General features: G+C 52.3%; 3 protein-coding genes and 1 pseudogene (1 of these 4 only partly in view). All 4 read right to left on the bottom strand.

Translation table 11 applies throughout. The annotated features are described in order from the left end of the window. On the bottom strand, positions 1-5527 hold the 5' portion of the coding sequence (locus tag GQF01_RS00240) for a non-ribosomal peptide synthetase (protein ID WP_161404615.1). Its footprint begins 371 nt before the window's first position; the window shows 5527 of its 5898 coding nt (coding positions 1-5527); its start codon is at positions 5525-5527; its stop codon lies off the left edge, out of view. A gap of 15 nt (positions 5528-5542) precedes the next feature. Then, positions 5543-19669, bottom strand: coding sequence for a non-ribosomal peptide synthetase (locus tag GQF01_RS00235; protein WP_161404612.1), 14127 nt, complete (start codon positions 19667-19669; stop codon positions 5543-5545). Further along, positions 19655-20915, bottom strand: a pseudogene (locus GQF01_RS36535) (amino acid adenylation domain-containing protein); the annotation flags it as partial. The gene GQF01_RS00235 and the pseudogene GQF01_RS36535, both read right to left, overlap by 15 nt. Next, positions 20816-22576, bottom strand: a complete 1761-nt coding sequence (locus GQF01_RS00225; protein WP_161404606.1) for a condensation domain-containing protein — start codon at positions 22574-22576, stop codon at positions 20816-20818. The gene GQF01_RS00225 and the pseudogene GQF01_RS36535, both read right to left, overlap by 100 nt. Positions 22577-22620: the final 44 nt, after the last annotated feature.

Here is a 22620-nt window from a genome sequence, read left to right as displayed (position 1 = left end):
CCTGAATCTCGGCCAGCGACACATAATCGTGCGCCGCCGTTTCCAGCGCTCGCTGCTGCACCTGCTGCAGCAATTCGCTGAATGCTGCCGACGGCTCCAGCTGCATCCGCACCGGTATGGCGTTGATGAACAGACCGACCATCGTTTCCACGCCTTCAAGCGCCGCTGGCCGTCCAGACACAATCGTCCCGAACACGACATCCGTTGAATGATTGTAAGTCGCCAGCATCAAGCCCCAGATTGCCTGCAGCACGGTACTCAGCGTCGTTTGGTTGCGGCGCGCAATATCTTCCAGACCTGCTGTGAGGCTGGCATCCAAGGTGAACTCCAGCACACCCAATTCATAACCTGCTATCATCACTTGTTCTGTTTGCACCGGCAATACCGCGCGTTGATTATAATCCGCCAGATACTCCCGCCAGTAACCGATCGATGCTACCTGATCCTGCTGCTCCAGCCATTCGATGTAGGTGCCATAAGGCGGAGTCGGCGGCAGTTGTGCAGTGGTTCCGTGAAGATGAGCAACGTAATGCGCGTGGAACTCATTCAGAAGAATGCCCAGGCACCAACCGTCGATTAAGATATGGTGATAGCTCCAAATCAGCCTATACTGCTTATTACTCATTTGAAATAAGGCAAAACGTATTAGCGTATCCCTTGCAAGATCGAAACCTTTCGCCTTGTCTTGCTCACCGTATTCCTCAATACGTCTTCCTCCTGCTTCGCCGCTCATCCTTCGCAAATCCTCATAATGAAAGCTCAATGGGCGCTCCTGCAGCACGGCCTGCAAAGGTCTTGTTTTTCCGCTGTGGCGAAAAACAGTTCGCATAATATCATGCCTGCTGCAGACAGCTGCCAAACTCTGCTCCACAACAGAAATATCTACTTCCCCTACAATAGTCATGCCCAGCTGGTCGAAATAAGCTAACGAATCAGGTTCATACAGCGCATGAAAAAGCATGCCCTCCTGCAGCGGAGAAAGGGGATATATCGCCTGAATAGCAGCATCCGCTGAATGGGCTGACAATTCATCACGCCATTGCTGCAGTCCTTCGAGCGTCAATTGAGCGCCGACAGAACCGTAATCAGATGGCGTGTATTCGCTCTTCATTTGTGACGTGCTGTGATGAATCAATTGTCGCAAGCTCTCAAGAAACAATACGGAGATCTGCTTCACGTCATTTTCGTTCATTTCTTGATTCCTATATACAAAGGAAACCTGAAGCTGCTCCTGCCGAACAATGGCATGAACAAACAGCCGTTGATCCGGATTGCTTTCTGGCATAAAAGCGCTAATGGGAAACCCTTCCCGGTTGTCACGCCGATTATCGATCTCTCCCAAATATGAAAAGCCAAAATCATAGCTCCCGGAATCTTCTACTTCACCAAGCTTGTGCAATTGGCGCAGAGCTTCCTTCACTGTTTTAAAATGATGACCGAGATCGTCCGTACTGTCCCTGTGCAAAATCAAAGCATGTTTTGTTGTAAAATTGCCGACCGTTCGATCAGGCCGTATCCCTGCTCCTGCTGATCTTCTGCCATTTCCTTCAACTTCCACTGTGAAATGGGCGGACTCCTCCCATTGGGTGATGCTCAGCATAAGAGCTGTCACAAGAATATCCTGAGGCTCCGTATGATAAGCTCGCCCGGATTCGTGCAACATCGCTAGCGTTTCCCCTTGAGACATAGAAACCGTGAATAGGGAAGCTTCATTCCTATCATCGCTGTCAGGCTGATACTTGGACAGGGTACTCTCAGCATGCCTTGTACCTCGATACTTCAATGGTTTTCCGTTCGATAATCGGCTTACGGTCATCTTGTGCCAAGCTTCCGACCACTCTTTGAACGAAGTTGTTTTGTTCGGAAGCAATAGATTTTCCCCACGCAGCGTCTGCATGTAAGCATCGTGAAAATCGTGCAGCAATATGGACCATGAGCTATTATCCAGCAGTAATTGATGAATGGTTATGCTTAAATATTCGCCATTCGTGGTGTGAACCAACCCAATTGCTGTTAGTGGGCCATGGGCAATCTGAATGCCTGAACGCATTTCGAGCTCTGCAGCACGAATATTCTCCAGATCATTACCCGCGTCCTGAACAACAAAATCCTTGAAAAGAAATCCTTCCTCTCGCTCTGTGAAAGTCCCCCCAATCCACTGCATAATGCGATTATTCTCATTCAAAAAGACCGTGCGCAGCACGTCGTGATGTGTGAGGAGATAGGCCCAGGCCGCTTTAATTGCTCTCTCATTGAATCCATCCTCCTTATAAATCAGAACCGACTGGCATCTGCCGTGCAAGGAATCAAAGGATTTAGCGATATAGGAGCGTTGAACGGGCGTTAAATGAACTTCTCCTTCCACCGGAAGTTGGGAGATCTGTGGATCCGTCGAGCGAATACAGGAAGAAAGCATGGAAATTGTCGGGTAGCGAAATAAGTCGTTTATTTCCAGTTTATAACGCTCCTTCTGGAGTCTTGAAGCAACCTGAATGGCCTTAATCGAATCGCCGCCAAGATAGAAGAAGTTATCGTTGATGCCGACGGTTTGACAATCCAACACATCCTGCCAAATATGTACCAGTAGTTTTTCTATACTCGTTCTTGGAGGGACATAGGCTTCATCTGAACTGAAGTCAAGCGATTCTGGAAGCGCTTTGCGGTCGATCTTCCCCCCTGCGGTTAGAGGCATTCGTTCCAGCTGGACCCAATAGGCCGGCATCATAAACTGTGGAAGAGTTTGCGATAAGCAAGCTTTGATCTCCATGAGTCCGCCTCTCGCTACTACATAGGCATAGAGCTGATTTTGGCCGTGTTTATCCTCTTTTGCGACGACAACCGCTTCATGAACGCCATCCATTTGTAGAAGCTGAGACTCAATTTCAGCAAGCTCTATCCGGTAGCCCCTAACCTTTATCTGATGGTCCAGACGGCCCAGATACTCTATTTGCCCATCTGGTCGCCACCTCGCGATATCCCCAGTCCTGTACATCCGTTCTCCCTCATAAAAAGGGTCTTGAACGAACCTTTGAGAGGTCATCTCAGGCAAGTGTAAATAACCTCTCGCAAGTCCCGCACCTGCGATGCAAAGCTCACCCGGCGCACCTATCGGCAGAAGCTTCTGCCCCTCACCTAACACATAAATTCGGCAATTGGCAATGGGCTTGCCGATAGGAATGCTAGCTGTCACTTGATCAACGTTACTGCAAGTAGCTACAACTGTATTCTCCGTCGGTCCATAGTTATTAACCAGCGTATAGGAATTGGGCTTATACTGCCTTAATTGATCTCCCCCGGTTAGCAATATGCGCAATGATCGATTGTCTGCTTCCATAAACTGCTCGCAGAGCTGAGTTGGCAAAAAGCTGACCGTGATGCTGTTTTTTTCATAAAATTCATTCAAAGCCTCTATATTCATGCGAATATCAGCAGGTACAGCATATACGGCAGCTCCGCAGACCAAATAGGGAAACAACTCCCATACGGATGCATCAAAGCTGAATCCAGCATACAAAGTGCTGTGATCCGCTTCAGTAATCTGATAATGCTGCTTATGCCACTGGCACAGATTGGCCAAGGAACGATGCTCGACCATGACCCCTTTCGGCTTGCCCGTCGTTCCTGATGTGTAAATCACATAAGCCAGATGCTCCGGTCGAGAGCCGGATGGTCTCCGGTCTTTCGGATATGCAGCTGTGAAGTCTTCACCCGTCTCATCACTCTCACGAAGGAGATAAGCTTGGAACTCCGGGTAGTCCTGATGCAGACGCTCTAACAAAGGTGCATGACGTTTCGTAGAAACGACTGCTTGAATCCCCGCATCCTTCATAATCATCGTTAGTCGTCCTTCAGGCAACTCCGGGTCCAGTGGAACGTAAGCCCCCCCTGACTTTAGCACTCCAAGAATGGCAGCAACCCGTTCATACCGGTTATCCATCAGGATGCCGATTAAAGTATCCGGATGAATCCCCCCGTTATCCAATAAGCCTGCAGCAATTTGATTAGCCTTTTCCTCCAGCTGCAGATAGGTAAACGTTTGGTTCAAGCTGACAACAGCGGTTCGTTCTGGCGTAAGGTCCGCCTGCTCTTCAAACCACCGATGAATGGTCTTTTTGTCCTGCGGATTGGACATTTCTGTGTCATTGAAATCATCCTTTAGTATCTTCTTCTCAGCATCGGTCACGATCTCGATTTCATTCACAGCCACATGTGGATTGTCCAGCACACAGAGAATTGCCTGCTTGAAATGTCCTTCAATCCGAAGAATAGATGCCCTATCAAACCGATTCGCGTTGAAACCCATTTTGACGAACCATGACTTGCCTGGACCAATCGTCAGATCGAAGTCGTAATGCGTCTGCTCGCTAAAAGTAAAGTCTTCAACCGTAAAACCCGATTCAGAGGGGGACGGAGAACGATCCATCAACGCATCAACGGGAAAATTTTCAAAGCTAATAACATGATTAAACAACTCATTTTTCAATACCGACAGCGACTGGATTTCATAAATGGGATGGTACACGTGGGACTCTGCGGAAAGATAAGCCTCCTGAACCTTCCGGGTGAGCTCGGAAAAGCTCATATGTCGACCGGTTATGCGCATCGGTATCGTATTAATGAACAGTCCGACCATCTGCTCAATTCCGGCAATTTCAGACGGTCTTCCTGATACAATGCTGCCAAAAATGACATCATCGGTGTTGTTGTAGATTTGAAGCAGTATCCCCCATATCGTCTGGAAAATCGTACTAAGTGTTACCTGATGGACTTTGGCCAGCTCCGCCAACCGATCGATCACACTTTCTTCAAGGTGGAAAAGAACCGTATCCCGCTTGTAGGTTTCCCCACCTGTCTTCCGAAAGCCCGGAACCCCCGCTTGCTTGCTGTAATTGCTCAGATACATTTCCCAGAAACGGGTTGAAGCTTGTTTATCGCGTTTCATTAACCATTTGATATAAGTGCTGTAGGGCTGAACGGCTTCATTCCTGCTGATGCTTGCAGCAGACGAGCCATTCGCCAAGCCCTGATAGACGCGCATGAAATCCTGCAGAACGATTCCCAAGCACCATCCATCCATCAAAATATGATGATGACTCCAGATGCACTTGTATATATCCTCGTCGAGTTTCAAAAGATGCACTCTTAAGAGTACATCCTTGGACAAATCAAACCCTCTTGCCTGATCTTTTACCTTATAGTCATTGATATATAGAGATTGGGCAGCTTTGGACAGCTGGCAAATATCTTCATGGATGACAGCTGACTGACGTTTCGTCAGAACAACCTGTCTTGGCTCCGTTATTCCTTGAATATTCTGGTGCACAAACACTGTTCGGAAAACATCGTATTTTTGCATAATAGCATCCAGACTTTGTTGAAACCGTTCCATGCTCAAGCGCCCTTTGATCGTAAACTCAGCCTGCTGAAAATAGGCACTCGAATGATCGGCCCCAAGCGAATGAAACAGCATCCCCCTTTGCATATAGGACAGAGGATAAATATCCTGGATTTCCGGTTTTTGACTCAAAGATAGCAACCCCTTTTACAGTAATTCGATCATGTCCGCTATACTATCCAGTGCTTCCTGTGTCAGTTGCTCGTCACTGTAATCCGTCAATGTTTTCTCTGTGTTCTCTACCCGTACACACAGCTCAATCATTTGGAGCAAGTAGATCTTTATCCAGTCGATGATTTGAATAACCGTATCTTCCGTATATTCATTCCTGTTGTAATGAACTTGCAGCATGAACACTCCGCCCGTTACCATAGCTGAAAAGTCAAGCGCATACGGCCTATCATTTTGCCGGCTGTTCATTGCTAAGGAAGGTATATGAGAAATCTCAAATGGTTGCTTCGCTGTGGGTTGGTCCATCTGGCCTAAATAGTTGAAGCATATTTCCGGCTTTAGTCTAACTGTATCAGGGTGCTGATCACCGGCCATATATTGCATGACCCCATAGCCAAGGCCCTTCTGCGGAATTCGCCTCAGACTGTCCTTCATTGATTTCATTGCAGAGATTAGTCCATCCTCATCCGAAGACTTCGCATAAGCACTGACATCAACAATGACCGGAAATAAAGAGGTAAACCAGCCTACAGTTCTGGAAATATCGCAATCATCCGAAATTGGTTCACGGCCATGGCCCTCGAGCGCAATTACTTTCTTGGCGGCGCCCGTCCACTGATGAAGGGATAAACCAAGTGCAGTCAGCAAAATATCGTTAATTTCCATATTGAAAGCCCTGTGAACCTGCTTCAGTAATTGCCCTGTTTCCTGCTCCGTCAATGTCATTTGCACCATCCGGCTGTCGCTCCATTCACGACCCTCCACAGAAAAATCCCTAGGCAGCGTACTAACAGCAGCCTCCTTCACTTTGCTCCAATAGTCTCGTTCTGACGCCCAATCTCTCTCTTTCGCATAGCTGAGCAGCTGTTTGGTGTATGTCAAATAAGAATGGGTTTTGGCTGGAAAGCTTATTTCCTGCCCCTGCTCACATTGCGCATATCCCGCCGCAAAGTCCTCCATGAGAATTCGCCATGATACGCCGTCTACCACCAGATGATGAATAGCTATTAAGAGGTGATCGCCAGAGTCTGTCTGAAATAGTGCGACTTGCATTAGCGGCCCTTTTTCCAGATTCATCTTGCTTTGAATCTTATACTCTTCGTCTTTTATTCTCTTCTCATCATCCGGCTCATCCCGCCAATCATACTTGTGCCACTGAAAAAACTCCCCGTCCGTATCCCGATTGGTTTGCAGCCATGAACCGTTCTCCTGCTTATAAACCATACGCAGCGCGTCATGATGCTCTACGATCCGGTCAAATACATGAATGATCTTGGCCTCGTCAAATCCATCCTGTCGAAACAGGATGAAAGCCTGATTATAGTGCTGCTGCTCCGTAAATTGCTGCTCGAAAAACCAGCTTTGAATGGGATGAAGATCAGCTTGGCCAGTGACAGCCCTTTGATCCACTTGCCTTGTTGCCACACGCACAAATGGCGATAATTCCTTCACTGTCGGATGCTGCAAAAGGTCTCTAACCGATACTTCCATGTGCTGTTGATACAATCTTGATGCTATTTGCAACGCCTTGATTGAATCCCCGCCAAGATCGAAGAAGTTATCGTGAATCCCGACCTGCTTCACGCCGAGCACGTCCTGCCAGATGGCAGCCAGCTCTTCTTGCAGCGGCGTTTCCGGTGCTGCGTAAGTCACACCGGTGCTCAGACTGCTCTCAATCGGGGCAGGCAGCGATTTACGGTCAATTTTGCCGCTGCTTGTCAGCGGCAATCGCTCCAGCTGCACGAACGCTGCCGGGATCATGTAGGACGGTAAGCTCTGCGACAGCTCCGCACGCAATCCAGATACCGTCAGCTCGCGCGATGCTGTGACATAGGCGCACAAGATTCGCTCTCCGCCTTCCTCGCGGTCGATGACCGTCGCCTCGCGGACGGCTTCCAGCTGCAGCAAGGCCGCTTCGATCTCGCCGAGCTCGATGCGGTACCCGCGAATTTTCACCTGATGATCCATCCGCCCCAAGTACTCGATGCGGCCGTCAGGCAGCCAGCGCACCAGGTCGCCTGTGCGGTACATCCGCTCCCCCGTAACCAGGCTCGGGGTGAACTTCTCCGCCGTCAGCTCTGGCTGTTTGACGTATCCTCTCGCAAGACCAGCCCCAGCCAGGCACAGTTCCCCAGCAATGCCAACTGGTTGCAAGTTTCCGGCTGCGTCGATTACGTACGCCCGCACGTTAGACAGCGGGCGACCAATCGGTACACGAACCATGCTCTGATCGGCTCGCAATCTCTCACCCGTCGCGTAGACGGTGCCTTCGGTCGGACCGTATACGTTAATCAGTTCCGTTCCCTTCATTTGGCGATAGAAGCTTTGCACCAAATCTGGCGCTAAGGCCTCGCCCGCTGCAAACACATACTTCAATCCGGACATCGAGCCACCGGGTTGCATCTGCAGGAAAGCACGCAGCATCGACGGCACAAAGTTAATGTGCGTCACATTGTGTTCACGAATCGTATGCGCGATCGCTTCCGGATCCTTCTCCTGACCGTCAGGCAGGATAACCAGCGCCGCTCCCGTCAGGAAGCCGCTGAACAATTCCGGCACCGAAACGTCGAAGGTGAAAGTCGTTTTCAGCAGGAAGCGGTCCTCGGGCTGCAGCGGATATTCCGCTTGCAGCGCATACAGCAGGTTGACGACGGAAGCATGCTCTACCATAACGCCTTTTGGCTGACCGGTTGAGCCCGACGTGTAGATGATGTATGCCAGTGCCCGTTCATTGACTCCAGCCGCCGTCTCCGGCAAGTTGGAGCTATCATCAGCGTAGGCGCTCTCCTCATCCAGGCAAAGGATAGCCGGCGCTTCGCTGCCCAGCTTCTCCGCCAATCGGCGCTCTGTCAGCACCAGCTTCGCTCCGCTGTCCGCCAGCATGTAAGCCAGGCGACCTTCCGGCAAATCCGGCGTCATCGGCACATACGCGCCCCCAGCTTTCAGAATGGCTAAGATACCGACAATCATCTTAGGAGAACGTTCCAGCAGTACGCCGACAATCTGATCCTGCTGTACCCCCTTGGCCTTGAGAAGCCGGGCTAACTGGTTCGCTTTCGCATTCAATTCACGGTATGTCCACTGTTGTTCCTCAAACACAACCGCTACACGCTCCGGTGTCCTCGCCACCTGTTCTTCAAATAGCTGATGAACAGCCTTTTCCCTAGGGTATTCAGCTTTCGTATGATTAAATTCCTGAAGCATAAACTGCTGCTCGTCCAAAGACAGTAATTCAAGCTCGTCAAGCCTTGCATTCGGATTACTTACAAGCGACATTAGCAGTTGCTTCAAGTGGCCCGTCATTCGCTCCATCGTCTCGCGCTTAAACAAAGCTGATCTGTACTCCAAGCTGAAGCTGAGGCCCTCTTTGCCCTCCGACGCTTCTAAAGTGAAATCGAACTTTGAGGTTTTGCGTTCGAACACGTACGGTGCGATGCGGAGCCCCGATGCTTTGATCGCAAACGGATCTGGCTGCATAGTGAACATCGCATCGAATAACGGATTGCGGCTGATGTCCCTTCTTATTGCCAGCTTTTCAAGCAATTCCTCAAACGGATAATCTTGATGCTCGCTAAGCTCAATTGTCCGCTGCTTCACTTCAGCCAGAAACGCAAGGAACGTCTTTTCACCCTTCGGATAATTGCGAAGCACCAGTGTATTGACGAACATTCCCATGATCCGTTCCAAATCTGCATGCGTTCTTCCTGCAACCGGTGTTCCGACACAAATGTCCTCTTGGCCGGTTATCCGCGAAAGGAATACGGTGTACATCGCCGTAAGCACCATAAACAACGTAGCTTCCGTTTCTTTCGCCAGCTTGTTAAGCCTGCCGCTCCATACCGGGTCCAGTTTAAAGTACACGATGTCTCCCTCGAAACTTCGGACCGCGGGTCTGGCGAAATCAGCGGGCAGTTCCAATTGCGGCAGTTCACCTGATAGCTGTTCCAGCCAATATGCTTCCTGCTGCTCCAGCACTCCCTGCTTCGCGAGCTCCTGCTGCCAGCAAGCATAGTCTTTATATTGCAGTATAAGAGGAGGCAGCTCTTTCCCTTCGTACAGCTGAACCCATTCGTCAATCAGCAGGTTCTGCGTCAACCCGTCTGAGATGATATGATGCATGTCAAATAGTAATAGATGATGTTCATCAGCCAGTGTAATCAAACCCGCACGCAGCAGCGGAGCCTGTCGCAAATCGAACGGCCGCATAAAGCCGGCAATCAGCCCATCCGCTTCTTCTTCGCCTGCCAGCATGTAGCTCACTTGGAAGTCAACGCTTGGTTGAATTCGCTGCACAATCTCGCCTTGAACCAGCTCAAACGAGGTTCTTAATACTTCATGACGGTTAACCAGCTCTTGAAACGCCTTCCCGAGCCTTTCTCGATCCAGGCTACCCTGCACTTCCATTACAGCCGGCATGTTGTAGCTTGTCTTTGTCTCTTCCAATTGCTGCAGCACATACAGCCGCTTTTGCTGTGAAGTCACAGGATACGCATCCCGCTCAAGTGCAAGTGCCACTCGAATCTCGGCATACACATCCGTATTCATTCGACCCAAAGCACTGGCCAACTCTTCAATCGTCGGATAGAGGAAAACTTCCCGCAGAGACACCTGGATATCCAACTGTTTGTGAATGCGTGAAGCCAACAAAATCGCCTTTAACGAATGGCCGCCGAGGTCAAAGAAATGATCCCGAATGCCGACCTGCTTCACGCCGAGCACATCCTGCCAGATGTTGACTAATTGCGCTTGCAGCGGAGTAGATGGCGCTGTATAGGTCAAACCGCTGTTTAAGCTGATATCCGCTGGAGCCGGAAGTGCTTTGCGATCAATCTTGCCATTCGCCGTCAGTGGAATATAGGCCAGCTGTACGAAAACTGCCGGTATCATATAAGAAGGCAGCTCCTTTAACAGCTCCGCCCGCAGTTCAAATGCGGTACATTCACGCTTAGCCGTCACGTAAGCGCAAAGATATCTCTCTCCGCTTTCATCGCAGCGGTCCGTGATCACAACTTCGCTAATGTCTTCTATTTCCAGCAGGGCCGCTTCGATTTCACCGATTTCAATTCGGTACCCGCGAATTTTCACCTGTTGATCCATGCGCCCATAGTACGCAATTCGGCCGTCAGGCAGCCATTTCACCAAATCCCCTGTACGGTATAGGCGCTCATCTGTAAATGCCATGCCCTCCACGAACTTTTGAGCCGTTAATTCCGCCTGATTGACGTATCCTCTGGCCAGACCGACTCCCCCAAGACAGAGTTCTCCAACAACTCCGATCGGCTGCATGGATCCAGAACGAGACACGACATAAGCCTTAACGTTGGGCAGAGGTCGGCCTATCAAAATGCGCTCTGCGTTGTCGTTAGCCAGCAGAAGTTCACCTGTTGCATAGACCGTTCCTTCCGTTGGTCCATATAAATTGATTAACTGCTGCCCATTCATACGGCTATAAAAGCTTTGCACCAGCTCCGGCGCGATCGCCTCTCCCGCCGTAAACACGTACTTGAGTACGGGAAATCCTCCAGCTTCCGAACTTACCGACTGCGTCTGCAGGAAAGCGCGCAGCATGGACGGCACAAAGTTAATATGCGTCACATCATATTGGAGGATCGTTTGGGCAATCGCCTCTGGATCTTTTTCCTGACCATCCGGCAAAATCACCAGCGCTGCTCCGGTCAGAAAGCCCCCGAACAGCTCCGGTACAGAAACATCGAACGTAAACGTCGTTTTTAGCAGAAAACGATCTTCCGGCTGCAATGGATACTGCTCTTGCAAAGCATAGAGCACGTTCACCACAGACGCGTGTTCCACCATCACCCCTTTGGGCTGGCCTGTTGACCCCGATGTATATAGGATATAAGCCAAATTCTTCGCACAGTCTGGTGCAGTCGGCAGATTTGAAGTCTCTTTTGAATAAGCATCCTTCTCATCCAGATGAAGAACCTCCAGTGCACTGCCCAGCTGATCAGCGAAGCGGCTCTCGGCAAGCACGAGCTTTGTTCCGCTGTCCCCTAGCATGTAGGCTATACGCTCCTTCGGCAGCTCCGGTGTAATCGGCACATAGGCGCCTCCGGCTTTCATAATGCCCAATATGCCCACCAGCATGTCCAATGATCGCGAAGTCATCAGGCCGACGGCAGCTTCCTGTTCAATGCCTTTCAGCCTGAGCGTATGTGCCAGACTGTTTGCTCTTTCATTCAGCTCCCTGAAGGTGATCTGCCGATTTGTATCTATCACGGCTACTCGATCCGGTGTACGTTCGGCTTGTTGTTCCAGCAGTTGATGAACCATTACTCCCTGCGGAAAATGAGCTTCCGTATCATTAAACCGCAGCTGCTTCGCTTTCTCTTCCCCGCTCATCAGCTCCAGCGATTCAAGCAAAAGATGTGGATTTAAGACAGCGCTCTGCAGCAAGCTCACCCAATGTGCAGCCCATCTTTCTATCGTTTCGCTCTTGAACAAAGCAGTCGCATATTCAAACGTGCATTCCATTTCGTTGTTCATTTCCGCAGCTGTTAATGATAGATCAAATTTAGATATCTGATGGGTATGGGGTCGTTCACTCAAGAGAAAATCAGTCGTTTGAAAATGTTCCTGCTCTTTATGTTGCAACATGAACATGGTATCAAACAGCGGATTGCGGCTCATATCTCGGTTGATCGCCGCCTTCTCCACCACAAGCTCGAAGGGATAGTCCTGATGCTCATAAGCAGCCAGTGCTGCTTGCTTGACATCCTGCAAATAGGCCATGAATGACCGTTTGCCTTCTGGATATGTCCGCATCACGAGGGTGTTCACAAGCATCCCTGCGATCGGCTCCAAATCCGCATGCGGCCTTCCGGCTATCGGCGAGCCGACAATAATCTCCTCCTGACCGGACAGACGCGACAGCAGCGCGCTATATGCAGCGAGCAGCAGCATGTACAGTGTTGTTCCCGTTTCCTTGGCCAGCTTGTTAAGCTCACAGGTCAAGCTCTCGTTAAGCGTAACGCTTACGCGATCTCCCTCAAAGCTGCGAACGGGCGGTCTGCTCCAATCAGCTGGCAGCTCCAGCAGCGGCAGCTCTCCTGAGAGCTGCTCCAGCCAGTAAGCTTCCTGCTGCTTCAGCGTCCCCTTCTGCATAAGCTCCTGCTGCCAACAGGCATAGTCCTTGTACTGCAGCTTCATCGGGGACAGCTCCTGCCCTTCATACAGCCGGAGCCAATCCCTGATTAGCAGCTTCAGCGTCAATCCATCCGAAACGATATGATGCATGTCAAACAGCAGCAGGTGACGGTCTTCCGTTATCGTAATCAGTCCAACACGCACTAGCGGAGCTTGACTCAAATTAAAAGAGCGCGCAAAGCCAGCGATCGCTGTCGCCGCTTCGATCTCATCCGCTAGCAGGAAGTTTACATCAAGCTTCAAGTCCGCATGAATCCGCTGCATCGGCTCTCCATCTCTAAGCTCAAATGAAGTCCGAAGCGATTCATGACGCGCTGCGAGCTGGTGAAACGCCTGCGCGAAGCGCTCACGGTCAACTTTGCCTTCTAATGACATGACAATAGGCATGTTGTAACTTGTCCCTGCATCAGACAATTGCTCCAGTACATAAAGCCGCTTCTGCTGGGAAGTGACAGGATACAGGTCCAGCGCTTCTGCTTGCGGGATTTCAGCATAGATGCTTACATTCATTTCTTCCATCGTGCAAGCCAGCTCATGAATGGTTGGATAACGAAACACATCCCGCAGCGGTACTTGAATGCCCAAGTGCTTATGGATGCGTGCAGCTAACAAAGTGGCTTTTAAGGAATGACCGCCATGCTCGAAGAAGTGATCATGAATGCCTACTTGCCGGACCTCAAGCACTTCTTGCCAAATTTCCGCCAACTGCGCCTGCAGTTTCGTCGTTGGAGCCGTGTACGTTAAAGGATTACCGAGATTGCCGTCATCGGGCGCAGGCAGGGCTTTGCGATCTGTTTTGCCGTTCGCCGTCAGCGGAATGTGCTCCAGCTGTACGAACACGGCAGGGACCATGAAATGCGGCAAGCTCTTTAGCAGCTCAGTGCGCAGCTCAGTGCGCAGTTCAGAGGCAACCAAAGCACGATCTGCTGTCACATAAGCGCAGAGATATCGCTCCCCACTCCCATTTTCCAAATCCAGCACTACCGCATCACGTACTGACGCTTGCTTCATCAATTTAGCTTCTACTTCCCCCAATTCAATCCGGTAACCACGAATTTTAACCTGATGATCCAGACGTCCCAAATATTCAATGGTCCCGTCCTTCTTCCACCTTGCCATGTCTCCGGTACGATACATTTTACCGCCTGGCTGAAATGGATTATCTACAAACTTTTCCGCTGTTAGCTCTGGCAGATTGAGGTATCCTCTGGCTACCCCTTCTCCCCCGATGTACAATTCTCCCGGTACGCCAATTGGCTGCAGCAAGCCACAAGGGTTTAAAATATAGGACATTGTGTTGCTAAGCGGCTTGCCAATCGGTATCGCTGACGCCCCGTCTATAATCTGATGAGCCTGATACGCCGTTGCAAATACGGTCGTTTCTGTCGGTCCATAGCCATTGATAACCGAGCCCGGCCCGAGCGTTTCGATCGCTTTACGAACATGGTTAACAGAAGCTTTCTCGCCGCCAATGACAATTGTACGAACATCTCGAAGATCGTGGATATCTGTATCCATTAGCGCATTGAACAAGGCTGTAGGCGAGAAAAATACGGTTATGCCATGCTCATGGACGAATTTGGGAAGGCGCGGAATATCCAGCACCCTTTCCTTGGAAGCTAATACAAGTGAAGCGCCATTCAGGAGTGCACCATAAATATCAAACGTCGATCCATCAAACACGTAATTAGATATGCCCAGCAGCACGTCATCTTCACTGATTTCTATGTAATTTGTGCACATTATCACCCGGGAAATATTAGCGTGCGTGGTCAGAATTCCTTTCGGCTGCCCGGTTGTTCCCGACGTATACATGACATAGGCAAGATGATTTGCCGTATTATTAGGCTCCAGATTACAATCTTTCTCATGAATCCAGGCATGATGGTCGTCAAGAGACAATATCTCTCTGCTGCTGAAAGCTTCTTCGGCTAGATCAAATAGTTGACTTCGTGTAAGCAGCATCGTGGCTCCGCTATCCTCAAGGATGTAACGAATTCGCGATGCGGGATTTTCCGGATCAAGGGGAACATACGCGCCGCCTGCTTTTAAAATGGCAAGAATACCTATGATCATCTCCGGCGACCGATCGGTCAGTAGTCCCACTGTGTCGTCGGCTTGCACTCCTTTTCTCCGCAAAATATGAGCAAGCTGATTTGCTTTTGCATTCAATTCCCTGTAGGTGAGGGACGTGTCTTCGAAAATTAAAGCCGTTCGTTCAGGCCCGCTGGCAGCACGCTCTTCGAACAGCGCATGCAGCGTTTGATTCCTCGGATAGTCTGTCCATGTGCTGTTGTGTGCCGTAAGAAGCTGATTTTGCTCTTTCTCGCTAAGCAGGTTGATGCTGGCAAGTGATGTATTCGGATGTTCGACTAAAGTGCGAAGAACCCGAACGAAATAATCTGCCCACCGCTCCATCGTTTCTCGCTGGAACAGCGCCGTGCTGTATTCAAACGTACAATCGAATTGATTGTCTACTTCAATAATTGATAGCGTCAAATCAAATTTGGATACTTGATGCGAATAGGCCCTTTCGATTAGACGGAAATCTGCTGTATGGAACTGCTGCTGCAGCTCCATGTTTTGCAGCACGAACATCGCGTCAAACAACGGATTCCGGCTTAAATCTCGATGCGTCGCCACCTTATCCACCAGAAGCTCAAACGGATAGTCCTGATGCTCAAAGGCTGCCAGCGCAACCTGCTTAACCTCCTGCACGTAATCGGCAAAGGTGAGCTGTTTCTCCGGGCGGGTTCTGAGCACTAACGTGTTCACGAACATCCCCGCGATCGGTTCCAGATCCGCATGCGGCCTTCCGGCAATCGGAGAGCCGACTAACATTTCCTCCTGACCACTGAGGCGTGACAGGAAGGCGGTATAGGCAGCGAACAGCACCATATATAGCGTCGCTCCGCTTTCTTTGGCCAGCTTCGTCAGCTGTCCGGTTAGCAGCTTATCCACGGTAAAGCGCACGCTGTCTCCCTCAAAACTGCGGATAGACGGTCTTGGATGGTCAATGGGTACATCCAGCAGCGGTAGTTCACCCGATAACTGCTCCAGCCAGTACGCTTCCTGCTTCTGCAGCGCGCCCTGCTCCTCCAGCTCCCGCTGCCAGCAGGCGTAGTCCTTATACTGCAGCTTCAGCGGGGAGAGCGTCTGCCCTTCATACAGCCGCAGCCAATCGCTGATCAGCAGATTCAGCGTCATCCCGTCGGAGATGATGTGATGCATATCGAACAAGAGCAGGTGACGGTCTTGTGTTAGTGTCATCAGGCCCACACGCATCAGCGGGGCTTGACTTATATCGAACGCGCGCACAAAGCTTGTAATCTGCTCAGCGACTTCCTCTTCGCTGGTTTGCATATAGCGTACCGAAAGCTCCACGGTCGGATGAATTCGCTGCACGGCTTCGCCGTCTACCAGCTCAAACGACGTCCGCAGCGCTTCGTGACGTTCTACGAGAGCGTTCAGCGCTTGCTCGAAGCGCTGGCGATCTATGCTGCCCTGCACTTCCAGCACAGCCGGCATGTTGTAGCTCGTCTCTGCGCCTTCGAGCTGCTGGAGCACGTACAGCCGTTTTTGCTGCGACGTGACGGGATACGTTTCTCTTGGCTCAGCTGGCTTAATCGCCGTATAGGCACTCACCTGCATCTCCTGCATGGCAGCGGCCAGCGCTTCAATCGTCGGATAGCGGAACACGTCGCGCAGCGGGACCTGAACTTCCAGCTGCTTGTGCATCTTAGAGATGAGTTGAGTCGCTTTCAGCGAGTGGCCGCCAAGGTCGAAGAAGCTATCGTGAATCCCGACCTGCTTCACGCTTAGCACGTCCTGCCAGATATCGGATAGTTTCGCTTGCAGCGGCGTTACCGGAGCCACGTAAGTCACACCGGTATTAAGGCTGCTCTCGTCTGGCGCAGGCAGCGCTTTGCGATCGATTTTACCGCTGGTCGTCAGCGGCAATCGCTCCAGCTGCACGAACGCTGCCGGGATCATGTAGGACGGCAAGCTCTGCGACAGCTCCGCACGCAGCCCGGATACCGTCAGCTCGCGCGATGCTGTGACGTAGGCACACAGGATTCGCTCTCCGCCTTCCTCACGGTCGATGACCGTCGCCTCGCGGACGGCTTCCAGCTGCAGCAGAGCCGCTTCGATCTCTCCAAGCTCGATGCGGTACCCGCGAATTTTCACCTGATGATCCATGCGCCCCAAATACTCGATGCTGCCGTCAGCCAGCCAGCGCACCAGATCGCCCGTGCGGTACATCCGCTCCCCCGTAACCAGGCTCCGGGTGAACTTCTCCGCCGTCAGCTCCGGCTGATTGACGTATCCTCTTGCTAGGCCAGCGCCAGCCAGACATAGTTCCCCAGCAATGCCAACTGGCTGCAGATGGCCCGCTGTGTCAATCACATACGCCCGCACGTTAGCCAGCGGACGACCAATCGGAACACGAACCATGCTCGTATCGGCGCGCAATCGCTCACCCGTCGCGTACACGGTGCCTTCCGTCGGACCGTAAATGTTAATCAATTCCGCTCCATCCATTTGGGTATAGAAGCTTTGCACCAAATCCGGTGCCAAGGCCTCACCCGCTGCAAACACATACTTCAATCCGGACATCCAGCCACCGGGCTGCACCTGCAAGAAAGCACGCAGCATCGACGGCACAAAGTTGATGTGTGTCACGCTGTGCTGCTGAATCGTATGCGCGATCGCTTCCGGATCCTTCTCCTGACCGTCAGGTAGGATGACCAGCGCTGCTCCCGTCAGGAAACCGCCAAACAGCTCCGGCACCGAAACGTCGAAGGTAAAGGTTGTTTTCAACAAGAAACGGTCCTCAGATTGCAGTGGATATTCCGCTTGGAGCGCATACAAAAGGTTGACGACGGAGGCATGCTCTACCATAACGCCTTTTGGCTGACCGGTTGAGCCCGACGTATAGATGATGTACGCTAGTGATCGGTCATTGATCCCATCCGCCGTCTCCGGCAAGTTAGAGCTATCCTCAGCGTAGGCGCTCTCTTCATCCAGGCAAAGGATATCCGGCGCTTCACTGCCCAGCTTTTCCGCCAATCGGCGCTCTGTCAGCACCAACTTCGCTCCGCTGTCCGCCAGCATGTAAGCCAGGCGACCTTCCGGCAAATCCGGTGTCATCGGCACATACGCGCCCCCAGCTTTCAGGATCGCCAGGATGCCTGCCAGCATGTGCGGCGAACGCTCCGTGCATACGCCCACGACATCGTTCGCTCCGATTCCCTTCTGGCGCAGCGTCCAGGCCAAACGGTTCGCTCTTTCGTTCAACTCTCGGTACGTCAGCTGCGTATGCTCATGGATCACTGCCAGACGTTCCGGCGTGCGCGCTGCTTGTTCCTCGAATAGGTGATGAATCATTTTCCCCTGTTGGAATTCAGCTGCTGTGTCATTAAACTCCTCGATAACCTGCTCTATGTCCTGATCGCTCATAAGCTTCGCCGAATCAAGCGTGAGACGCGGATGAAGCGTTACGCTTTGCACGAGAGTCATGAAGTGTCCAGCCCACCGCTCAATTGTGTCCCGCTGGAACAGCGCCGTGCTGTACTCGAACGTACAATCAAGTTCATCTTGCTTCTGCGTTACCGTTAAGGTTAGATCAAATTTAGACACTTGATGTGTATAAGTGGTCTCTTTTAAATGAAATTCTGTCGTCTGCAGCTGCTGGAGCTCCATGTTTTGCAGCACGAACATTGCGTCAAACAACGGATTCCGGCTTAAATCCCGACGCGTCGCTACCTTATCCACCAAAAGCTCGAACGGATAGTCCTGATGTTCAAAGGCTGCCAGCGCCATCTGCTTAACCTCCTGCACGTAATCGGCAAAGGTTAGCTGTTTCTCCGGACGCGTTCTGAGCACTAACGTGTTCACGAACATCCCCGCAATCGGTTCCAGCTCCGCATGCGGTCTTCCGGCAATCGGAGAGCCGACCAACACTTCCTCCTGACCGCTAAGGCGTGACAGGAAGGCGGTATAGGCCGCAAGCAGCACCATATATAGCGTCGCTCCGCTTTCTTTAGCCAGCTTCGTCAGCTGTTCGGTTAATAGCTTGTCCAGGGTAAAGCGCACGCTGTCCCCCTCAAAACTGCGAATAGACGGCCTCGCAAAGTCGACGGGTACATCCAGCAGCGGCAATTCGCCTGACAGCTGCTCCATCCAGTACGCTTCCTGCTTCTGCAGTGCGCCTTGCTCCGCCAGCTCCTGCTGCCAGCAAGCATAATCTTTATACTGCAGCTTCAGCGGGGAGAGCGTCTGCCCTTCATACAGCCGGAGCCAGTCGCCAATCAGCACGTTCAGCGTCATCCCGTCGGAGATGATGTGATGCATATCGAACAGCAGTAGGTGACGATCTTCTGTTAGTGTCATCAAACCCACACGCATCAACGGGGCTTGGCTTATATCGAACGCACGCACAAATTCGGCAATCTGCTCAGCCGCTTCGGCTTCGCTGGCTTGCATATAGCGCACCGAAAGCTCCACAGATGGATGAATCCGCTGCACGGCTTCGCCGCCCAACAGCTCAAACGACGTCCGCAGCGCTTCATGGCGCGCTGCGAGAGCGTTCAGCGCTTGCTCGAAGCGCTGGCGATCCATGCTGCCCTGCACCTCCAGCACAGCCGGCATGTTGTAGCTCGTCTCTGCGCCTTCGAGCTGCTGGAGCACGTACAGCCGTTTTTGCTGCGATGTGACGGGATACGTTTCTCTTGGCTCAGCCGGCTTAATCGCCAGATACGCAACCGCCTGCATCTCCTGCATGGCAGCGTCCAGCGCTTCAATCGTCGGATAGCGGAATACGTCGCGCAGCTGGACTTGGATATCCAGCTGCTTATACATGCGTGAAACTAACAGCGTCGCTTTCAGCGAGTGGCCGCCTAAGTCGAAGAAGTTATCGTGAATCCCGACCTCCTTCACGCCGAGCACGTCCTGCCAGATGCCTGCCAGCTCCGCTTGCAGCGGTGTTTCANAGTGGAATCTGCTCTAGGCGGATATAATGCGATGGCACCATGTAAGCGGGAAGTCCCGCTTGCATATGCGTCCGCAGCTCGCTAATCGTTACGTCCTCTCTCAGCACGACATAAGCGCACAGCTCGGTCTGTCCCTGAAGCTCTTGGGCAAGAATCGTCGCTTCCTGCACAAAGGGATGGCTGAGCAGACGATGCTCCACTTCGCCAATCTCAATTCGGTGACCGCGAATTTTGACCTGATGGTCAATCCGGCCTAGATATTCCAGCTCGCCATCCGCCCGGCGCTTCATTAAATCGCCGGACCGATATAACCGCTCTTGCGGCCTGTACGGATTGGTCACGAACCGCTCCTCGGTCAGCTCATCGCGGTTTAAGTAACCGCGCGCCACGCCGTCTCCGCCTACGTACAGCTCTCCAGCTACGCCAATTGGCACAAGCCGTCTGGCGCTGTCCATCACATAGCCTGTAACCGTCGGCAGCGGGAGACCGATCACACTCTGCTTCACTGCCATCTCCGCTTCCGTCATTTCCTTATACGTCACATGCACCGTCGTTTCCGTAATTCCGTACATGTTCACCAGCGTAATCTCCGGGTACGCCGCTTTCCATGGCTTCAGCATCTGCGGCTGCAGCGCTTCGCCTCCGAAGATCACATACCTTACGGCCAGCTTCGGCTGCTTCAATCCTTTCGATCCTTCGCACGCTTCCCGGATCAGACCATAGAACGCCGTCGGTGTCTGGTTCAGCACCGTAACCCGTTCGGCGATCAGCAGCTCCAGGAAGGCAGCCGGACTTTGCGCGACCGCTCTCGGTACGATCACGCAGCGTCCGCCATACAGCAGCGCCCCGTACATTTCCCAGACCGAGAAATCAAAACCGTACGCATGGAACACGCTCCATACATCCTCGGCCCCGAAGTCGAACGGCAGCTGGTCGTTGTGCAGAAGCTGCACAACGTTCCGGTGCTCGATCATCACGCCCTTAGGCACGCCCGTCGTTCCCGACGTGTACAGCACGTACGCCAGGCTGTCCGGACCATGGACCGCAGGCAAATTCTCGCCTGAACGCACCGCCAAGTCGCTATCTGCGGTCGTCACCAGTCGCACAGGCTGTTCAAAGAACAGTCCCTCCTGCTCATCAGCGGACAGCACGCGGTCCGACAACAGCACGGCTGAGCTGCTGTCGCCAACGATATAGCGAATCCGCTCCAGCGGGTAGTCGGGATCAATCNGGCACATACGCGCCGCCTGCCTTCAGTANCCGCAAGGATGCCAACGAGCATCTCCGGCGAGCGCTCCATCAGCAGCGCGACCCGAACATCCTTGCCTACGCCTTCTTCCCGCAGCTTCCTTGCCAGCTGATTCGCTCGGCGGTTCAGCTCGCCGTAAGTCAGGCGGCTGCTTTCCCCTACAACCGCTATGCGCTCTGGCCCCGCCGCCACGCAAGCCTCGAATAAGCTGGACAGCGTCTCTTCGCGCGGGTAATCCGCCTGCCTGTTGTTCCACTGGTTCAACAGTTGTCCCGTTTCTTCTTCCGTCAGCAGCTCAAGCTCCGCTGCCAATCGATTCGCATCTGCAACGGCTCCTCGCGCCAGCTGCTTCAGGTGATCTTCCAGTCTGCCTATGACAGCCGCATCCATCACTTCCGGATCGTAGTAGATCTGGATGGCCAGTTCTTTGTCCGGCAGCACAATCAGGTGAAAGTCATAATGCGTCTGCTCATGCCACGCATAGTCCGTGACCGTGCATCCCGTCTGTCCATGGGTCAGTGCCCCTTTATCCAGCGGATAGTTCTCAAACGCCACGACATGATCGAACAGCTCCTGCTGACGCTTCGTATCCGCTTGTATCTGATACAGCGGGTAATGCCCGTGCTCCCCCGCCTCCAGCATGGCACTGTGCATGATCCTTAGCAGCTCGGCAAATGTACGCCCTGCGCTTTGCAGCCGCACCGGCACGGTCTGAATAAACATCCCTACCGCGCGTTCAATGCCCGGCAAACTGGATGGACGCCCGGAGACGACGGTGCCGAATACGACATCGTCGCTCGCGTTATAGCGCTGCAGCAGCGTGCCCCACAACGTTTGAAAAACGGTGGCCAGCGTAACGTTATGCGCGTGCGCCAACATCTGCAGCTCCGAGGTCAGCTGCTCATCCAAGCTAAAGCGCTGCACAGCTGCTGTCTTCCGTTTCCCGGAAGACACTCCCGCCTTGGGCAAGCTCGCTGAACTTTCGTAGCCGGCTAATGTTTCCTTCCAGTAAGCGGCTGCCGCAAGCTGATCCTGACGGGCCAGCCAGCGGACATACTCGCCATAGGCAAAAGTCGGTCCGAGCACTGCAGGCTGCTTCAAACGCAAACTGTTATACAGCGTAAACAGCTCCTGCAGCACGACGCTTAACGACCATCCATCCAGAATAATGTGATGAAAGCTGAGCAAGAGCGTATAATGCCTATCCCCTGTGCGCAGCAGAAAGAGGCGAATCGGGATTTCCTTTGTCGGCGTGAATCCGCGCTGCGCATCCTTTTCCCGGAACGCCTGCACGTACGCTTCCCTTGGCGCATCCTCCAGATGACGGATGTCTTCTGTCTGCAGACGGACGCCCGCCTCCTTCAACACCGCCTGCAGCGGCTTCTCGACGTTCGTATATTTAAACACAGTGCGCAGCACATCATGCCGGGCCACCAACTGTGCATAGGCTTCCTGAAAATCCCCGATATCGATCTGCCCTGTCAATTCTACCTGCATTTGCTCCACATAAGCGCCCGACTGTTGATCCCATAGGGTGTGAAAGAGCATCCCTTCCTGCAGTGGTGTCAGCGGATACACATTCTGTATCTCTATTTTTGGATTCATTCTCATTCCACTCCCAGTTCGTAGTCTCTAAAAAGGTATTGACC

The organism is Paenibacillus silvestris (assembly GCF_009882985.1).
Lineage (GTDB): Bacteria > Bacillota > Bacilli > Paenibacillales > NBRC-103111 > Paenibacillus_E > Paenibacillus_E silvestris.
Note: the sequence above shows the minus strand (reverse complement) of the source record. Positions and strands in the feature narration are given on the sequence as shown.